16 protein-coding genes are annotated in these 14,771 nt (G+C 37.6%); 1 reads left to right on the plus strand and 15 read right to left on the minus strand.

All coding sequences use genetic code 11. The features are described from left to right. Positions 1–51: 51 nt before the first annotated feature. Positions 52–933 carry a restriction endonuclease gene (locus DM397_RS07885; RefSeq protein ID WP_111377007.1) on the plus strand — a complete coding sequence of 294 codons (882 nt, stop codon included), beginning with the start codon at positions 52–54 and terminating at the stop codon, positions 931–933. A gap of 330 nt (positions 934–1,263) precedes the next feature. On the opposite strand, the gene DM397_RS07890 is transcribed toward DM397_RS07885, so the two are convergent. From DM397_RS07890 to DM397_RS07960, 15 genes are all read right to left on the minus strand, one after another. Next, the gene (locus DM397_RS07890) at positions 1,264–1,560 is read right to left on the minus strand and encodes a hypothetical protein (protein ID WP_111377008.1); all 297 of its coding nucleotides are present in this window, start codon (positions 1,558–1,560) and stop codon (positions 1,264–1,266) included. A gap of 5 nt (positions 1,561–1,565) precedes the next feature. Continuing rightward, positions 1,566–2,705, minus strand: a complete 1,140-nt coding sequence (locus tag DM397_RS07895; RefSeq protein WP_111377009.1) for a hypothetical protein — start codon at positions 2,703–2,705, stop codon at positions 1,566–1,568. A gap of 32 nt (positions 2,706–2,737) precedes the next feature. Beyond that, on the minus strand, positions 2,738–3,577 hold the full coding sequence (gene traN, locus DM397_RS07900; RefSeq protein ID WP_111377010.1) for a conjugative transposon protein TraN: 840 nt from the start codon (positions 3,575–3,577) through the stop codon (positions 2,738–2,740). A gap of 16 nt (positions 3,578–3,593) precedes the next feature. Then, entirely contained in the window at positions 3,594–4,883 is a 1,290-nt protein-coding gene (traM, locus tag DM397_RS07905) for a conjugative transposon protein TraM (RefSeq protein WP_111377011.1), read from the minus strand. Positions 4,884–4,886: 3 nt separating this feature from the next. Beyond that, the gene (locus DM397_RS07910; RefSeq protein WP_111377012.1) at positions 4,887–5,153 is read right to left on the minus strand and encodes a hypothetical protein; all 267 of its coding nucleotides are present in this window, start codon (positions 5,151–5,153) and stop codon (positions 4,887–4,889) included. A 6-nt stretch (positions 5,154–5,159) separates the two neighbouring features. Next, a complete protein-coding gene (gene traK, locus DM397_RS07915; RefSeq protein WP_111377013.1) occupies positions 5,160–5,780 on the minus strand; it encodes a conjugative transposon protein TraK in 621 nt (206 codons plus the stop codon). 11 nt (positions 5,781–5,791) lie between these two features. Further along, positions 5,792–6,991 (minus strand): conjugative transposon protein TraJ, encoded by a 1,200-nt coding sequence (traJ, locus tag DM397_RS07920; protein WP_394364555.1) that lies wholly within the window; start codon positions 6,989–6,991, stop codon positions 5,792–5,794. A gap of 13 nt (positions 6,992–7,004) precedes the next feature. Next, positions 7,005–7,640, minus strand: a complete 636-nt coding sequence (locus DM397_RS07925) for a TerB family tellurite resistance protein (protein WP_111377093.1) — start codon at positions 7,638–7,640, stop codon at positions 7,005–7,007. 14 nt (positions 7,641–7,654) lie between these two features. Next, positions 7,655–8,266, minus strand: coding sequence for a hypothetical protein (locus DM397_RS07930; protein ID WP_111377015.1), 612 nt, complete (start codon positions 8,264–8,266; stop codon positions 7,655–7,657). Positions 8,267–8,280: 14 nt separating this feature from the next. Next, positions 8,281–8,964: a glycosyltransferase family protein gene (locus DM397_RS07935; RefSeq protein ID WP_111377016.1), complete on the minus strand. Its 684-nt coding sequence runs from the start codon at positions 8,962–8,964 to the stop codon at positions 8,281–8,283. Positions 8,965–8,973: 9 nt separating this feature from the next. Next, positions 8,974–11,442, minus strand: coding sequence for a TraG family conjugative transposon ATPase (locus tag DM397_RS07940; RefSeq protein WP_111377017.1), 2,469 nt, complete (start codon positions 11,440–11,442; stop codon positions 8,974–8,976). Continuing rightward, on the minus strand, positions 11,423–12,073 hold the full coding sequence (locus tag DM397_RS07945) for a DNA cytosine methyltransferase (protein WP_111377018.1): 651 nt from the start codon (positions 12,071–12,073) through the stop codon (positions 11,423–11,425). The genes DM397_RS07940 and DM397_RS07945 overlap by 20 nt, the downstream gene beginning before the upstream one ends. A gap of 32 nt (positions 12,074–12,105) precedes the next feature. After that, complete coding sequence (locus DM397_RS07950) at positions 12,106–12,417, minus strand: DUF4133 domain-containing protein (protein ID WP_111377019.1); 312 nt, start codon at positions 12,415–12,417, stop codon at positions 12,106–12,108. After that, positions 12,417–12,719 carry a DUF4134 domain-containing protein gene (locus tag DM397_RS07955; protein WP_235023030.1) on the minus strand — a complete coding sequence of 101 codons (303 nt, stop codon included), beginning with the start codon at positions 12,717–12,719 and terminating at the stop codon, positions 12,417–12,419. Before DM397_RS07955 ends, DM397_RS07950 begins: the two co-directional genes overlap by 1 nt. 820 nt (positions 12,720–13,539) lie before the next feature. Further along, positions 13,540–14,739, minus strand: a complete 1,200-nt coding sequence (locus DM397_RS07960) for a hypothetical protein (protein ID WP_142479058.1) — start codon at positions 14,737–14,739, stop codon at positions 13,540–13,542. Between the last annotated feature and the right edge of the window lie 32 nt (positions 14,740–14,771).

Consider the following 14,771-nt stretch of genomic DNA (forward strand, 5'->3'; position numbering starts at 1 on the left):
CAAAAAACTATATCTAATTAAACTAACTTAAATTTGTTAAATATAATTTCCATGGAATATTTATCATATGAAATAAAAGATCAAATTATTCAGTGCTTTGGAAAATGCTTTCACTACAAAGATAATGTTGAAAGCTTTTTAAGATCTGCCGGTGTAAGTAGAGAACTTGCTCAAAAATATAAAGATGAGGCAAAATATGTTTGGGCAAGGAAAGTATTAAATGATTTAGAAAATTTTGAAGATGGAAAAATTATTCAACGAAAAATTTTAGGTGAATTGTGCCTGTTAAGAAATGTTCCTGCGGAAGTACCAGATAGAAATGCTGGAATTGAGGCGCTAAGAAGACTGAAATCGCTTGTTGCTGAAAAACAGTTACAATTTGAGGAGCAAAAGACTCATACAAAATCAAGAGCACAGCAAATGAAAGATAAAACGCAAATTATTTTGGAAAGAAACAATAAATTGTTGGAACTCAAAAGCTTGTTTTTTAAAGGATTGATTGCAGATGACAGACAAAAAGCAGGTTATGAATTAGAGCATATCTTAAAAGCATTATTTGCCATATCCGAATTAGAATATAAAAAGCCATACAAAACTGAAACCCAACAAATAGATGGGCATTTCAAATTTGACGGCTTTAATTATTTAGTAGAAGCTAAATGGCGAAAGGATATGCCGAACGAAAATGAAATAGGTGGATTTCAGCGTAAAGTAAACACAAAATTAGATTCAACGAGGGGTCTGTTTGTATCTGTTAATGGTTACAGAGAAGAAGTTATTTCTCAATTTAATGGACAAGGTGCTAATATAATTTTAATGAATGGAGAAGATTTAATGCATATTTTAGAAGGTAGAATTGAATTAAAAGAAGCATTACAAATTAAAGTTGACAAAGCTTCCCAATATGGAATTGTTTACACAAGAATTTTATAAACTGTGATATCCAACGTTAATTTTTTTTTTCGGACTTCACACTTTTTCACTAAAGATTTCATAAGCCATTTCGTAAATCATTTAGCACATTTTAAAAAGTTATAAAATCATTTCAGCGCTTGTTATAAAAATTATTATTTTTATTATTGAACCATTTAACAGATTAGAACCTAGAACAAAAAGAAAAGTCACGCATCAAACGTTCCAACTTCCACAAAATAGCTTAAAATTTTTCAAGAGGTAATCTTGGCATAGCGCCTAAAAAAAAAGAATACAGTGTAATTGCAGGTTAACAGATTTTTTTCGAATCTCGCTCTATCGCTTCTCAATTTAACTTCCTTGCAGATCAACAAAATATATTTTACTTGCTTGTGTCTTTTTAAAGGAACGAACATAGTTGATGTATCCATAGTCGTTAAGATCCTGAACACATTTGATATATGTGTATGTCGAAGAAATTTTAGCTATCGACACTATATCACGGCTAAATACTTCTACTGGATTTATAAAGCCCTTTCCTATTCTTAGCTGCAATAATGCTGCATAAATGGCAATATGCGTTGTGCTGATTCTAAAATCTTTCTCTATTGCAGCAAAAAAATCAGATAAGGGCTTTAAATTCTCCATTACTATTAGATTGAATGGGATTTGCTTTTCCTGTTATTATTTTTTTTTTCAGGTTCAGAAGAATCAGAATCACCATCAGAACTTTTTTTTTGGTCTTTTGAAGCAGACTGGTTTTCTAATATCGATTTCTTTTCCTCTTTACTTTCCCTATGATTAATTCTCTGCATGTTTTCATCATAGACTTTTACCGTTTTAAATTGTGGATTTGCCTCAATAAACATCTTACTTTCAACACCACCGACCACAAATGTGACTGACTGTAGATTGCCTTTTTTAAGGGAATTCAACAAATCTTCTTTAAACTTAGGAGTATCGAGTTCCTTAATTGAATGTTTTGCTACGCTGGCTTCCAGGTCATAACCGTAATTTTGATGGTAATGATTAAGCTTGAAATTGCCCGCCTCATCTGTTTGTTTAAAGTCAATTTTTATCCACGAATTATACAGCTCACCGTCTTTGTTCTTCAGGTCTTTATTGACAGAACGTCCTTCCATTAAATTGTAGGCTTCTTTTAGTGTTATATTACCGCCCGTGCTGTTAATGTAGAAAGTCTGATCTAATGATTCTTTTGAATTTTCTTTTTGAAGACTTACATGGTAGGAATTAAAAAAATACATATCAGTCTGATCCGATTTTTTAAAATTCAATACGGCGTTCATAGAATCCGAGCCGTAAACACCTTCTCTACTAATCTTAAATTCTTTTTCTCCCTGCATCATCTTTTCTTTCAAGTCCAGATCGAATGTCTCTCCAAATCCAGTATATTTTAACTGGTCTTTCAGGTATTCTAAATTTTTCTGATTCATAATGTTTGAATTTAAATTATTATCTAATAGTTCACTTTTTTCTCTTCTATTTGCAAATCCAGTAATTTCAATTGCCTCCTTGCATGTGATATCAATACCGCTATTCACTAATGCCTCTAGGTCATTTATTAGAGATTTGACAGGCAAATTTTCAAAGTATCCAGCATCATTAGTCATAACACTGCAGTACTCTTGTGCGTCCAAAATATTTCTATAAAACTCAAGTGTATTGCTGTTATTTACAATTTCTATATCAAAGGCTACATACTGATATCCAAGGGATGCCATCTCCTGAGTAAAACTCAGCATCATCTCACTATCACTTAAATCGATTGTCATAACAATTTGCTTTAAGATTCATTGCTTCATTCCTATATTGCAGATATCTTTTTAGTCAGGTTATTGTTAATATCAACTTCAAGCTGCCTTTGCCCGTTCTTTTCAATTAGCTGGATTGTCAGATATTTTTTTTCCGGTATAATAACCTTTGGCATCGCATAAACAGCTGTCCATTCAGACTTAGCAGCAATTACATTTCGACTGTTTGAATCATACAGCGGAATTATCTCAATTTCCTGAGACGCCGTGCGTTTCGCTTTCTTCTTATCCCGGATGAAAAAACGAAGCTGGTCAAGCTCATAATTAATTTTTGAATTATTATCTATAACTAGCCTAAAGTACATTACATCTTCATGAATAAAAATGCCGCTCACCGAAAGTTTAATATCAAATTTTGAACGTTGTATACCTGTTATCTTTTTCTTTTTTGCTAATGCCAGGGCGGCAAACTGTTCAATTTTCTTTTGGTTTTCATTTTCCTTTGAAAACAAAATATCATCATTGACCACAGCCAGATTATCGGCGTTTACATTTAAATCAGGACAATCATCGTTGTAGTTTAAGACAAATACATAAAGCCTGCTGTCTGCAGTAACAATTGTAAGATTGGTCTGGGCGAAATTCTGCCTGTTTGCCTTTAGAAGCAGTATATTCTCAACTCCTTTTGCTTTCTGCATTATAATATCTGGACTACCTTTATCGATACTTTTAATCGCATAAGGAAAAACAAGACTTGTTGTTTTTGAATAGCCAATATTCAGATTTACAAGATTATCAGCATTGGAATTTGTCTTTCTATTATTCAGCTGCGCGAAGCTTGATATGGCTAAAAAGCAGAAACTGATCAAATAGATCAAGTTATATTTTTTCATCTTTAAATTCTTTTAGTTACTTCAAATTCTTTTGTTTCTCATCATAAAGCAGTACCTGATAGCCTGCTTTTAGCACTACTTTAATGAGCTTGACCTTTTTACTTATAAGACTTTTTGCCGCCTCCACTCCCATACCGGCAGCCTGCGCACCCCACGAATCTGAAATTCCCGTTAGACCCAAAGTCTGTATCGACCTTTCGGCAGAGGCTTTAGCGACATCCCTGTTTATAGCACCCGGAATATAAATTCCACTAATGCCATCCAGATCATATATTGTCAGTTCAACTGGGAAAATAGAATTTCTAAACTGGATATTATCCACCTTTACTTCGAGCCTCTCCCCTTTCAGCGATGCCGTTCCATACAAGAATGTATTCTTAGGAATCACAGTTCCCTGCAGATTAATATCATTGCTTAGCCTTAGTTTTACAATTGATCCGTTCACAATGATCTGCGTCTCATGAATTACAGCCTGAATAGCATTCGGCTGGCTGTCAAGTTCTGCGCTCTCATCTACCGAATAGAACGAATTGCCTTTTGAATTGTCTATAATGCTTGAGGTCTTCTGTAATGACGTGGATATATCAATTTCTATATTAGGGTCAACAGTAAAAACTTTTCCTTTTTTACTTTCAGAGGACTGTTTTAATCTTTCCTGTACACGCTGCGGATGCTGAATATCCAGTATATTTTCAAGCATTCCGCCAAGCTGCTGCAGTTCTGGATCAGGTTCCTGTACAGTTCCCATGGATGCCATCATCTTCTCTAGGTTTTTTATCCCCTGTGAACTTTCTTTTGATCTGCCATAGGATTCAAATTCACTCATGTCCTGCCCATAGCTGTCCGCAGTTACAGGCTGGCTGATTATCTTTTGAAGAGCTTTTATTTTTTCGTATACTTTCTCTTCCTTTCCCTGTTCAAGCGGAGCAGAATTGAATCCTTTATTTTCTTTTGAAAACAGGTGCTTCTCAAAATCTTCTGCCGCAAATTCATCCTCGAGGCCATTTGAAATTGTACTCTTGGAATAATTAGGATCCTTTTTAATCTGTTCCAAAAGCTTTAATGAGTCGGTGGCCGCCTGATCATAATAACTCATTTTATCAAGGGCAGAATCTTCTTTAAATTTTGGCATGGGCAGCTTAAAATTAAACCCTTTTTTTTGCTCGTAGGAAGATACCGCTGCTTCTGTTCTGCCGCCTCCCAAAACGTAAAACAGCAGTGTTATGAATGGAAGTGTTATTAAAGGCAGAACCAAAAGCATTTTTCTTTTTTTTACTTCTTTTATCGATAGTGTTTTTGTTTCCATAATTCATTTCTTTTTTTGATTAATTGGCAAAACCTTAGAAACTCCAGGTCTATATTTAGCTGTTTGGCTCTCTGCAAACGCAATCCTGCAAATATTACAGATGAGATAACCGGCACTTAAAACCACAAATGCAAAAAGAAGCGCAATCTGCTTTTTTTTTGATAAACCGGCGGTGAGAATGCTCATTTTAACCGACCACAATTTTTTCACTTTCAGGTAATAGTCTGAATAGATATAATCCTCATCCCGTTTTTTAAATAATTGCTTCATGACTGTCTATTTCCTGTTTTCTACTCCGATATCCCCATTCTCAATAGTTTCCCAGCGCTCAATAAGAAAACCATGCGGATTGTTATCGCTTCTCGAGACGTTGCGAAGGCTTCCTCTGGTAATGAGGTTCCTTTTCGAAATGCTCGTTGTCCTGATAATATTCTGTTTGGCATAACAGCTGAACCTGTATGGATATTCTTTGATATCTATGGCTACACTGTCAATCTGAATGGTCTGGCTGATGTTTCCCGAAATTATGCCCGAGTAAAAGCCGTTTTCTTTCAGGTCATCATAAATCCGCTTTGCACTTTCATCGGCCATGTAAAGTGCCTTTGTGATATTTGTTTTAATAACCTTATCATCCGGATCAAGGGTAAAGAAAAGCTTGTGGAATGTCCTTACATGGTCTCTTGCCTCTACCGGGACATTATCCTTGCGGTCAGAAGAATAAGCTTCAAGAGCCTTTCCGTTTGCCAGTATGTATACCTTATCGCGTGTCTGGGATACAGATTCAAAACTTTTATAAACCGTAAAGCAGCAAATCAGTACACATCCAATAATCACAAGCATTGTAAAGCCTCTTACATATCTGAATGCCGAATCAATATTTTTCATTTTTGTAAACATGAGAAAACCTTTTAAGTCTGTTTTGAATTCCCGCTGAGCTTGTCGCCCATATAATTTCCCTTTTCCCTAAAGTAGGGACTGCTGCCTGCTGAAGAAGCCATACTTCTAGTCATTCTTGCATCTGCATCGCCCATTGCATCAAGGACCATTCCCGCACCCTGACTCGTTCTGGAAACTACTGAATTTGCAGAGCTGCCAAATAAGCTTGTTACTTTCTGCCCTAAAGCTCCTCCTCCCGCAGCATGTACAATATAGTTTGCTACTGATGGAACAGTAAAATAGCCGATGATACCAATTATCATAAATATGAGATAAGCCATATCTGTCCTGCTGAAAAATGTATCACCTGTTGCCTGCACCTGCGAGAGATCAAGTTTCAGCATCAGTTCCTGAATTTTTCCGATAATACCGCCAAAAATATTAGCGACAGGAAGCCAGAGATAAATATTGATATACCTTGCCAGCCATATGGTAAGTGTATGCTGAAAACCATCAAAAACGGCTATTCCAAAAACAAGCGGTCCAAGAATAGATAAAACAACAAGTTGAAATGTCCTTAGCGTATCAATACACAGGGCAGCTGCTTCGAAGAGTACCCTAAGCACTTCACTCATCCATTCCTTTACCGAATTCCTAAAGTTATAGGATGCCTTTTCCATTGCAAATTTGACATCGTTCCCAATTCCCGCCAGCATGCTTTCATCAGAAGGATCTTCATCATGCGTGTATTTATACCATCTGTCCCTGTCACCTGTTCCTGTTACGCCAACATACATTTTCCACGGATCGGTTTCTTTAATAGCTTTTTCTTTCTCCTTTAAAAGCACAGCAACGGCATTATTAGAACCAGATACCATTGCTGCCGTCGCAGTTACCGTGGGTTTCATAACGCCATTTATAAGGGACAGCACAGATGGAAAAATCATAATGCAGAAACCTATTACAAAAGGTCTGAAAAGAGGATAAAAGTCAATAGGTTCAGCATTTGCAATGTGACGCCACACGCGCGAGGCGATGTACCAGATTGTTGCAAAACCTGCAATCCCCTGCCCGACAGCTAGTAAATTACTGCATAAAGGCATCATCTCATCGTAAAGCTGTTCTAATACCGAATGAAGACTCTGCATCTCGTCTCCTAGTCCCTGAGCCTGGACAGTGGATTGAAAAAGCAGCATCCCAATTATCAAAAACAATTTTTCATTTTTTTTCAATAAAATCATAACTCTAGTTTTTTAATTCATGAAATTGCTTGGAAGCGGAAACATCATTTGATTCTTTTACCCTCTGCAGAAGCAGCACGTTTGATGATGCATTAAAATCTCTGAGAAAAGAAATCTTATCCTGCATCTCCAGATATACAGCATCTATTGCCTCAAGCCTTTCGTGGTCTGACATCCTGAGCTTATCAGCCGTTACAACCATTATTAGCTGGTCAAGATTTCTCAGGCTCTGATCCAGAAGATTGCCGTACACTTTTTCAAAATAACTGAGTTCCCGCTGGCTGAAACTGCCGCTTTGTACAAAGCTGCTCAACCCTTTTTTACTTTCCCTGACCAGGAGGATCTGCAGATTTACGATTTCCCCTACCCTTTTGTAATTTTTTACTGTCGGTGAGACCTGCAACAGATCATCCAAAAATGTCTTATGGAGACTGAAATTCCCTTCTGTCATATCTTTTACCGTCTTATATCCGCCCGACAGAAGTTCATAGCCTTTTTTCATATCACTTAGAATCTTCTTGAACTGCGATAACTTTTCGATATTTAAGATCAGCTGCTGGATTTCAGCAGACTGGGCTTCTACTTTTAACGGAATAAAGAATACCATGATCACGACTGCTGCAAACACTATTTTTTTCATCATACTTAAATTTTCTAGTGGTACATCACACTTAATTCCTTCGCTTCTTTTAGATTATTTGCTTTAGATAAAGACAAAAGTTCTGCTTCACGGCTGAAAGAAATGCAGAAATTATAATCCTCAAGCATATTTTTATGAAGTTTGTCAATACGCTCAATTCGCTGGTCATCGGTTAATTCCAGTTTTGAATCAGTACTGATCAATAAAAGGTGATCCAAAGTACCGCTGCAATTCTCCAGTAACCGCTTCAAAGAGCGCTCTACATAATCCAGTTCAGTGCCATGAAACAAATCGGCCGCCTTTAGAGTCTTGATCGTCTTGCTGCTAACTTTGATTATCTTCAACTGTATGGAAATTATTTCTGCTACTTTGTAATAATTCCTGACTTTGGGATTAACTTTCAAAAGCGAGGAAAAATAATCTCCATGCAGGTTCACTTCGCCTTTCTTTACATCACCGATAAAATTCAGTCCCTTGGAAACCGCAGAGTATCCCTTTTTTGCATAATCAATGTAAACCTGCAGCGCTGCAATCTGAAGCAGAAGTTCTTTTCTCTGCTTGGCCTGCCCGGTCATTACCTGCGTAAAAACCAGTACAGCAGTTAGAATTAAAATTATTTTTTTCATGATTTTTAGCTCACTTACGGAATTCCGTAAAATTGTTTGGTTTGATTTACTTCCGACTCTGTTTTGGCTCTCTGAAGGCTCAGCATAATATTCTGCTGATTAAACAGTTTAAGGTCATCGTAGTTGGAGTAGATCTCATCAGAAGCTTTGTTGATGATTTCAAGTCTTTTTAAATCACTCATCTCAGTGGTGAAAGATTCCAGTATTAAAAATATCTGATCCATATTCTTTACACTTTCTTCCAAAATACCGTTATACACCCGCTCCATGTAACGAATTTCATCTTCTTTAAAATGGAAATCCTGGCGAAGCAGGTTCCATGCTCTTTCATACTCCTGAACCAGTGTGGTCTGCTTCTTGGTAATTTCCCTTATTCTCTGATAATAGATAATTACAGATTTTACTTTGGCCAGCTCCTGGTAATAACTTTTATAGAGTTCTTTCTGTTTCTGTGTCCAATCCGAGATCTCATCCAGTTTTAATTTAGAGAGCACATTTTCAACCTGTTTCTGAGCATTCTGAAGCCAGATCGTTTTGTTTTGTAGTTTTTGAATTCGCAGATCTATCGCTTTGATTACTTTTTTTGTGACTGCTTTCACAATTTCAAGTATAGGCAGTACAGCGGTTTTTTCTGCTGGTCTAGCAGGAGTGCTTATTAGCAGCAGACAGATCAGCCAGGTAATTATTCTTGTTTTCATTTCCAATTTCTATTTACCGTTTCTTATTTCATTTGCCATTGCGACAATTCCTTTTTTGATGTCCCCTCCAAACTTTGCCGCATATTGGTTCATTTTCATCTTCTCGCTCTCTTCGGTTGTGTAGGCAAGATATTCCTCCAGTGATACTTCTGTCCGGTATACTTTGGAAGACATGCCGCCCAGGGATATAAATACTTCTTTGTATTTTTTTGAAGGGTCATTGGCTTTGTTGACCGACAGTACAAGCGCTTTTTCCTTTTCCGTCAATCCCAGAAGTTCCTGAATCTGGTCAAATTTGTTCTGGTATTTGCTCTGATCCAAAAGTATTTTACAGTCGCTGTTATTGATGATAGCCTGTTTAACAACAGGAGAAGAGATGATATCTTCCACTTCCTGCGTTACTACTATAGCCTCTCCAAAGAACTTACGCACAGTTTTGAATAAATACTTGATATATTCCGCCATTCCTTCTTTTGCGATTGCTTTCCAGGCCTCCTCAATCAAAATCATTTTCCGGATTCCTTTGAGTTTTCTCATCTTGCTGATAAAAACCTCCATAATGATAATAGTCACCACTGGAAAAAGTATGGGATGATCTTTGATATTATCAAGTTCAAATACAATAAAACGTTCTTTCAAAAGCTCCAGATTCTCTGTTGCGTTCAATAGATAGTCAAACTCACCGTTTTTATAATACGGTCTGAGAACATAGAGAAAATTAGTAATGTCAAAATCTTTCTCCTTTACTTTATCACTCTCCAGAATACTTACAAATTCATCCCTTAAAAATTCATAGAAGCTGTTAAAACAAGGGAAAATCTCTGTTTTACTATCGAGTTTTTCATAGTATAACTGCAGCGCATTGGAAAGCGCCACATACTCGCTTCTGTTAAATGTTTCGTCATCTTTCTTCCAAAGTGCCAGCAGCAGTGTTTTGATGCTTTCTTTTTTCTCAGTATCCAGACTATCCCCTTCTGAAATGTAAAATGGGTTGAAGCGTATGGGATTTTTCTCATCATAAGTAAAGTAATATCCGCCGACCATATCACATAGCCCTTTATAGCTGTGGCCCACATCCACCAGCACCACATGTGTTCCCTGCTCATAATAGCTTCTGACCATATGGTTAGTGAAAAAGGACTTGCCGCTTCCAGATGGCCCAAGGATAAATTTATTGCGGTTGGTGCATATTCCATTTTTTATAGGCTCATCGCTTATGTCCACATGGACTGGTTTTCCAGTCAGCCGGTCTCCTAATCGGATTCCCATTGGACTGAGTGAAGAACGGTAGCCCGTTTCCATATTCAGAAAGCAGACTGCCTGCTCGGTGAAAGTATCAAAAGTGTCATTCATTGGAAAATCAGCGGCATTACCGGGAAGTCCCGCCCAATAGATCTGCGGCGCCCCGACAGTTTCCTGTTTGGCGGCAGCATCCATCTGAGCCAGTGCAGATGAAACCTTGTTTTTTATTTCCTTTAGATTTTCCTCATTATCGGTCCATGCCAGTACATTAAAATGTGCTTTTACAGGAAGTCTCTGCTGCGCGATCGCTTCATTGAGAAAATCGTTCGTGGCGTCACGGGCTATCATGTTCTCACGGCTGTAGGCAGATAACGACTGAAGCCTTAGTCTTTTGCTCTCCAGTTTCTGAATTGTTTTCTGTGCATCTTCAATAAAAATATACTGGTTATAGATGTGATTACAGGATAAAAGCTGTCCCAGAGTTGAAGCAAAACCAATGCTGAACTTAGTTTTATCAGTCGAATATCGGTCAAAATTTATGCGTGATCCGCACAGACCAGGCAGATCAGCCGCATCCCCCAGAGTAAACAGCTGGCTGTACTTATCTCCTATTCTCAAACCGTCTTTAAATGAGATATCATTAAATACAAATTCACTTTCCTTATCCGATAAGAAACAGTAGCGCTCAATAAGTCCAATCTTTCTGCTCTGGCTTTTAAGATCCTCATTTTTAATTCTGTTGAGCTTTACAAACCCGCTGTCTTCGAGTACTCTTTTGAACTGTCCTGCTGAGTCCAGAAAATCCTGCAGCAGCTGGGGCTTCAAAGTTTCTTCCGGGACAGGGGTGTTTCTGATCAGAGTTGAAAATAGGGAACTGGAACTTTTTCTTCCCGCCGGTTTTTTAGTCAGCATTATATAACAGCTGTGATCAAGAAACGGCCTTTCATTGAAAAACCTTTCACTGCTCCTGCTTAGAAAACTGGTGTCCTCATTTGAAAAATCGGCTCTGTATCCTTTTTCCAAAAACCAGTCCTGCTTGTGAAATACGCAGAATTTCGGCAGTAGCTTAACCGCCTTAATCCAGAACTGGTGGAAAGCCTCATACTCCTGGTCTGACAGCGTAAAAATCTCTGGCAGATCTGCTTTAAATACTATCGTCACATCACCCTGTTTTGACAAAATACAGTCATGCTGTACGTCCATAATCGGTAAAACATCATCCAATTCTTTTTCCATTTTTCCTTGTTTTACTCATTTTCACTTTTTTCCGCCAGACACTTCTGGCTGAATTTAAAATATGCAGTCCCAGCTGCGGATCAACGCAGTTTCGCAGTACCTGCCTTTTGTTTGGTATACTGGACGCCCTGATACTAAATCCTAAAGCCTCTTCAAGATCCGCTATCTGCGCATAACGGATTTTTACCGATGCCTGTATCTCTGTATCTGGTATCTCAAAATTCGCCCAGAACAAATGGCGTTGCAGCGCGGCATTGGATTCGATAAGTGATGTATAGTAAGGTTTTACATTTTCTACAGTCCATAAACATCCTGCGTTATGCCTGAGAAACAAAATTTCCTGATACAGTCTCATGTCTGGAAATACCGCAGGAGTGCCGCGGAATCTTACGCATATGTTCTGCCTGAACGAGGAATGCGACTGGCACGGCGGCGAACTCCAGATGAAATCAAATTCATTATGATGATCTATAAGATATTGGTGTGCATCTCCAACTACGACCGTATCTTGGGGGAAATGCTCTGCATAAACAGCAGCCAGCTGGGGATCGAGTTCGACAGCAGTAACCGTTACATCCGTCCAGTTTTTTCTGTTTCCTCCTATTCCCGCGTAAAGATTTAGAACTTTCATAATCCAATAAATGCTTTAACGTTTTAAGACTATCACTTTAAAAAAACAGACCTGCTTCGAACTTTTACAGATTTTGGGATCTGTCTGGAGGCCAGCGCTTTCATCATTCCATACTCTCCGTAAGTATTACTCATCCGATAGATTTTAACAACCAGAATGACTCCTGATATCCCAATTAGTCCAACACAAATCAGTGATGGAATTCCAATAATATAGAGCACTGCAAAAACTATCATTAAGAACACAGCTCCTCCGCCCAAATACCAGATGTACTGTGCTTTTAGTCCTTTAAATTCAATACTTTTATTGATTCCTTTATTGATTTGGTATACGCTTACTGCCATTATACTCCAAAGAATGATTTAATGACAGTTGCTACCACGACAAGAAAAACACAGCTTCCGAACCACGCTGCAGCGACTTTGCCAGTATCGGGGTCTCCGGCATTCCATTTCTGATAAACCTTTACGGCCCCTATTAGTCCAAGTATCGCCCCGACAGCATACATCAGTTCAGTACCGGCATCAAAGTAGCTTCTTACCTTCTGATTGGCCTCATTGATTCCGGCTACCCCGTCTTGGGCATAAGACGTACCATTGATAATAAATACAAGAATAAAAGTTACCAGTCCTTTAATTTTATACATCAAACTCTTAAATTTCCATTTCCATTTTTTCATCACTTATAATTTAAAGGTTATATTTACTATATAAAAACAGAGGAATACCGCCGTCACATCAGCTATTCTCCTTGTCACATTATACCATACCGCACTAGAGCGGACGGGGAATATTCCTCTGTAATTTTTAAGAAATGGTCTCATCCCACAGCCCATCCATTTCCGGGTAAGTTAAAATCAGCTGCGGGTGCTTTAAGCATTCTGAGACCATAAGGCTGTTGATTTTCTCCCGAAGAGCAGATCTCCTGACATACGGATATTCGTCAAGAATAAATTTCACATAATTTTTGAATTCAATTCCAGAGAGATTATTTTGTACTGCTTCTGAAATCGCACTTTCCAATTTAGAAAAGAGTTCCCTTGCGTCTTCAAGAGTATCAAATGGCTCTTTAAATTCACCAAATAAATCCTTTGACTGGTCATCTTGGAGTACGGGGAGTTTTAAAGAACTTTAATTTTGTATTGCCCTTTAGCAGCTCTTTTAGGGGGGCTAAATAAAATTTAAGAATTACAATAATGTACCAAAACAGTACCAATACTAAAACTGTAACTAAATAGTTACCCCATGAAATATTAGAAAGCATAATCATCTTCATTTATCGTTACACACCAGCTCTTGCATTAAATCGTCAACACTCGTTACGATTTATTTACAGGTCAAAGGAACGATAAGAACAAAATCTCTACAAGGACAACTTTTAGCTGCTCCCCAAGTTGTTCCCCAAATTATTTAGAACAGGCAAATAAAAAAACCTCCTTACGGAGGTTTAAAAAGCAGATGAATACCTTAATATTGCTGTATATGTTTAATTATTCGCTCCAGGGTCTTTATAGCAATTTCCTTGTCCCTTTCCTCTGCAGTGTAGGATTTGCTTCTCATGGATTTGTACGAGAGATCCCTTTTCTGCGAAGTAGATAGATATGGAACGATTGATTTGAAAACCTGGTTCATTGATTTTGCCTTTAATATTCTCGATTCATCCCCTGCCCGGAGAATTAATCCGATCTGATCTGTTGACAATATGCATTCCACCTTTTCTTTCAGCAGATCGTGCTGCAGTTCCTCTTTCGATACTGTCATCTCTTTTTGGCCAATATTCAGCTCTATACTTTTTTCAATATATTGAGTTTCATATTTTATCCAGTTGGTTAAGCAAATTTTTATATTACTCTGACATGGATCGAAACAAATCTTTTCGCTGGATTCCATCTGATTTAATTCTTTGAAAACAATCAGTAAAAAAGCTAATTTTCCAGATTTTTGATTTTTAGCCGTCAATTGGGTTGAAATTCTACTGATTATGTAACTGTAATAATCAGCTGAATTGAAATTAAGATTGATCAGTTTTTCATCTAACAGCGAAAAAAAATTCCCATCCTTTCGCTCAAAATTGAACTTCTCTATGAGGTGCAGCAGGTTCTTTTGGTATCTTAACAGCCTATATGTGCTTTTAGGAGCATTACGAGATTGAAAGTGCTGATTAAAACTATCTATTATAAGGTCCAGCGTCTTACAATCCTCAGTGATATCGCATTTTATTTTTTTTATGTTTCGAAGCCTGAGCATTAGCTCGCGTCTGGAAACCTGCAGATATGTCAATGGTACCCTTTGATCGAGACTAAGGTATTCATCAAATCGGGTTTCAATGAAAGAAAGTAAATGCGATAAGGTATCTACTATCGTTTGTGAAATCTGCAGAATGCTTTTTGTTTTATAGCGATCATTTTTTCTGTTCTCGGCAATTTTGTCAATCAGGAATATAAAATAGGAATGGTATTTCCGGATCAAAAGCCTGACCTCGCTTTTCTTTGTCGTTGCAAATACCTCGTCTTTTATCTGAATTTCAATATTAAGAGCTTCTTTCTGTATGGCATCACATATCATTGCTAACTCTTGCTCCGTAATATTAATGATGTTACGATTTTGAACAAGGTTACGCAATATCAAAGCATCTAGCCATTCCAACGGATATTTTCTAATCATCATACTTCTGTTTTGATTGACAGTTATGCAGCAGA

The organism is Flavobacterium nitrogenifigens (genome assembly GCF_003254565.1).
GTDB classification, from domain to species: Bacteria; Bacteroidota; Bacteroidia; order Flavobacteriales; family Flavobacteriaceae; genus Flavobacterium; species Flavobacterium nitrogenifigens.

What these genes read in the sequence shown, in the direction of transcription:
- DM397_RS07885 (WP_111377007.1), top strand. Translation starts at nt 52, where the DNA reads ATGGAATATTTATCATATGAAATAAAAGATCAAATTATTCAGTGCTTT.
- DM397_RS07890 (WP_111377008.1), bottom strand. Translation starts at nt 1,560, where the DNA reads ATGGAGAATTTAAAGCCCTTATCTGATTTTTTTGCTGCAATAGAGAAA.
- DM397_RS07895 (WP_111377009.1), bottom strand. Translation starts at nt 2,705, where the DNA reads ATGACAATCGATTTAAGTGATAGTGAGATGATGCTGAGTTTTACTCAG.
- traN (WP_111377010.1), bottom strand. Translation starts at nt 3,577, where the DNA reads ATGAAAAAATATAACTTGATCTATTTGATCAGTTTCTGCTTTTTAGCC.
- traM (WP_111377011.1), bottom strand. Translation starts at nt 4,883, where the DNA reads ATGGAAACAAAAACACTATCGATAAAAGAAGTAAAAAAAAGAAAAATG.
- DM397_RS07910 (WP_111377012.1), bottom strand. Translation starts at nt 5,153, where the DNA reads ATGAAGCAATTATTTAAAAAACGGGATGAGGATTATATCTATTCAGAC.
- traK (WP_111377013.1), bottom strand. Translation starts at nt 5,780, where the DNA reads ATGTTTACAAAAATGAAAAATATTGATTCGGCATTCAGATATGTAAGA.
- DM397_RS07925 (WP_111377093.1), bottom strand. Translation starts at nt 7,640, where the DNA reads ATGAAAAAAATAGTGTTTGCAGCAGTCGTGATCATGGTATTCTTTATT.
- DM397_RS07930 (WP_111377015.1), bottom strand. Translation starts at nt 8,266, where the DNA reads ATGAAAAAAATAATTTTAATTCTAACTGCTGTACTGGTTTTTACGCAG.
- DM397_RS07935 (WP_111377016.1), bottom strand. Translation starts at nt 8,964, where the DNA reads ATGAAAACAAGAATAATTACCTGGCTGATCTGTCTGCTGCTAATAAGC.
- DM397_RS07940 (WP_111377017.1), bottom strand. Translation starts at nt 11,442, where the DNA reads ATGGAAAAAGAATTGGATGATGTTTTACCGATTATGGACGTACAGCAT.
- DM397_RS07945 (WP_111377018.1), bottom strand. Translation starts at nt 12,073, where the DNA reads ATGAAAGTTCTAAATCTTTACGCGGGAATAGGAGGAAACAGAAAAAAC.
- DM397_RS07950 (WP_111377019.1), bottom strand. Translation starts at nt 12,417, where the DNA reads ATGGCAGTAAGCGTATACCAAATCAATAAAGGAATCAATAAAAGTATT.
- DM397_RS07955 (WP_235023030.1), bottom strand. Translation starts at nt 12,719, where the DNA reads ATGTATAAAATTAAAGGACTGGTAACTTTTATTCTTGTATTTATTATC.
- DM397_RS07960 (WP_142479058.1), bottom strand. Translation starts at nt 14,739, where the DNA reads ATGATGATTAGAAAATATCCGTTGGAATGGCTAGATGCTTTGATATTG.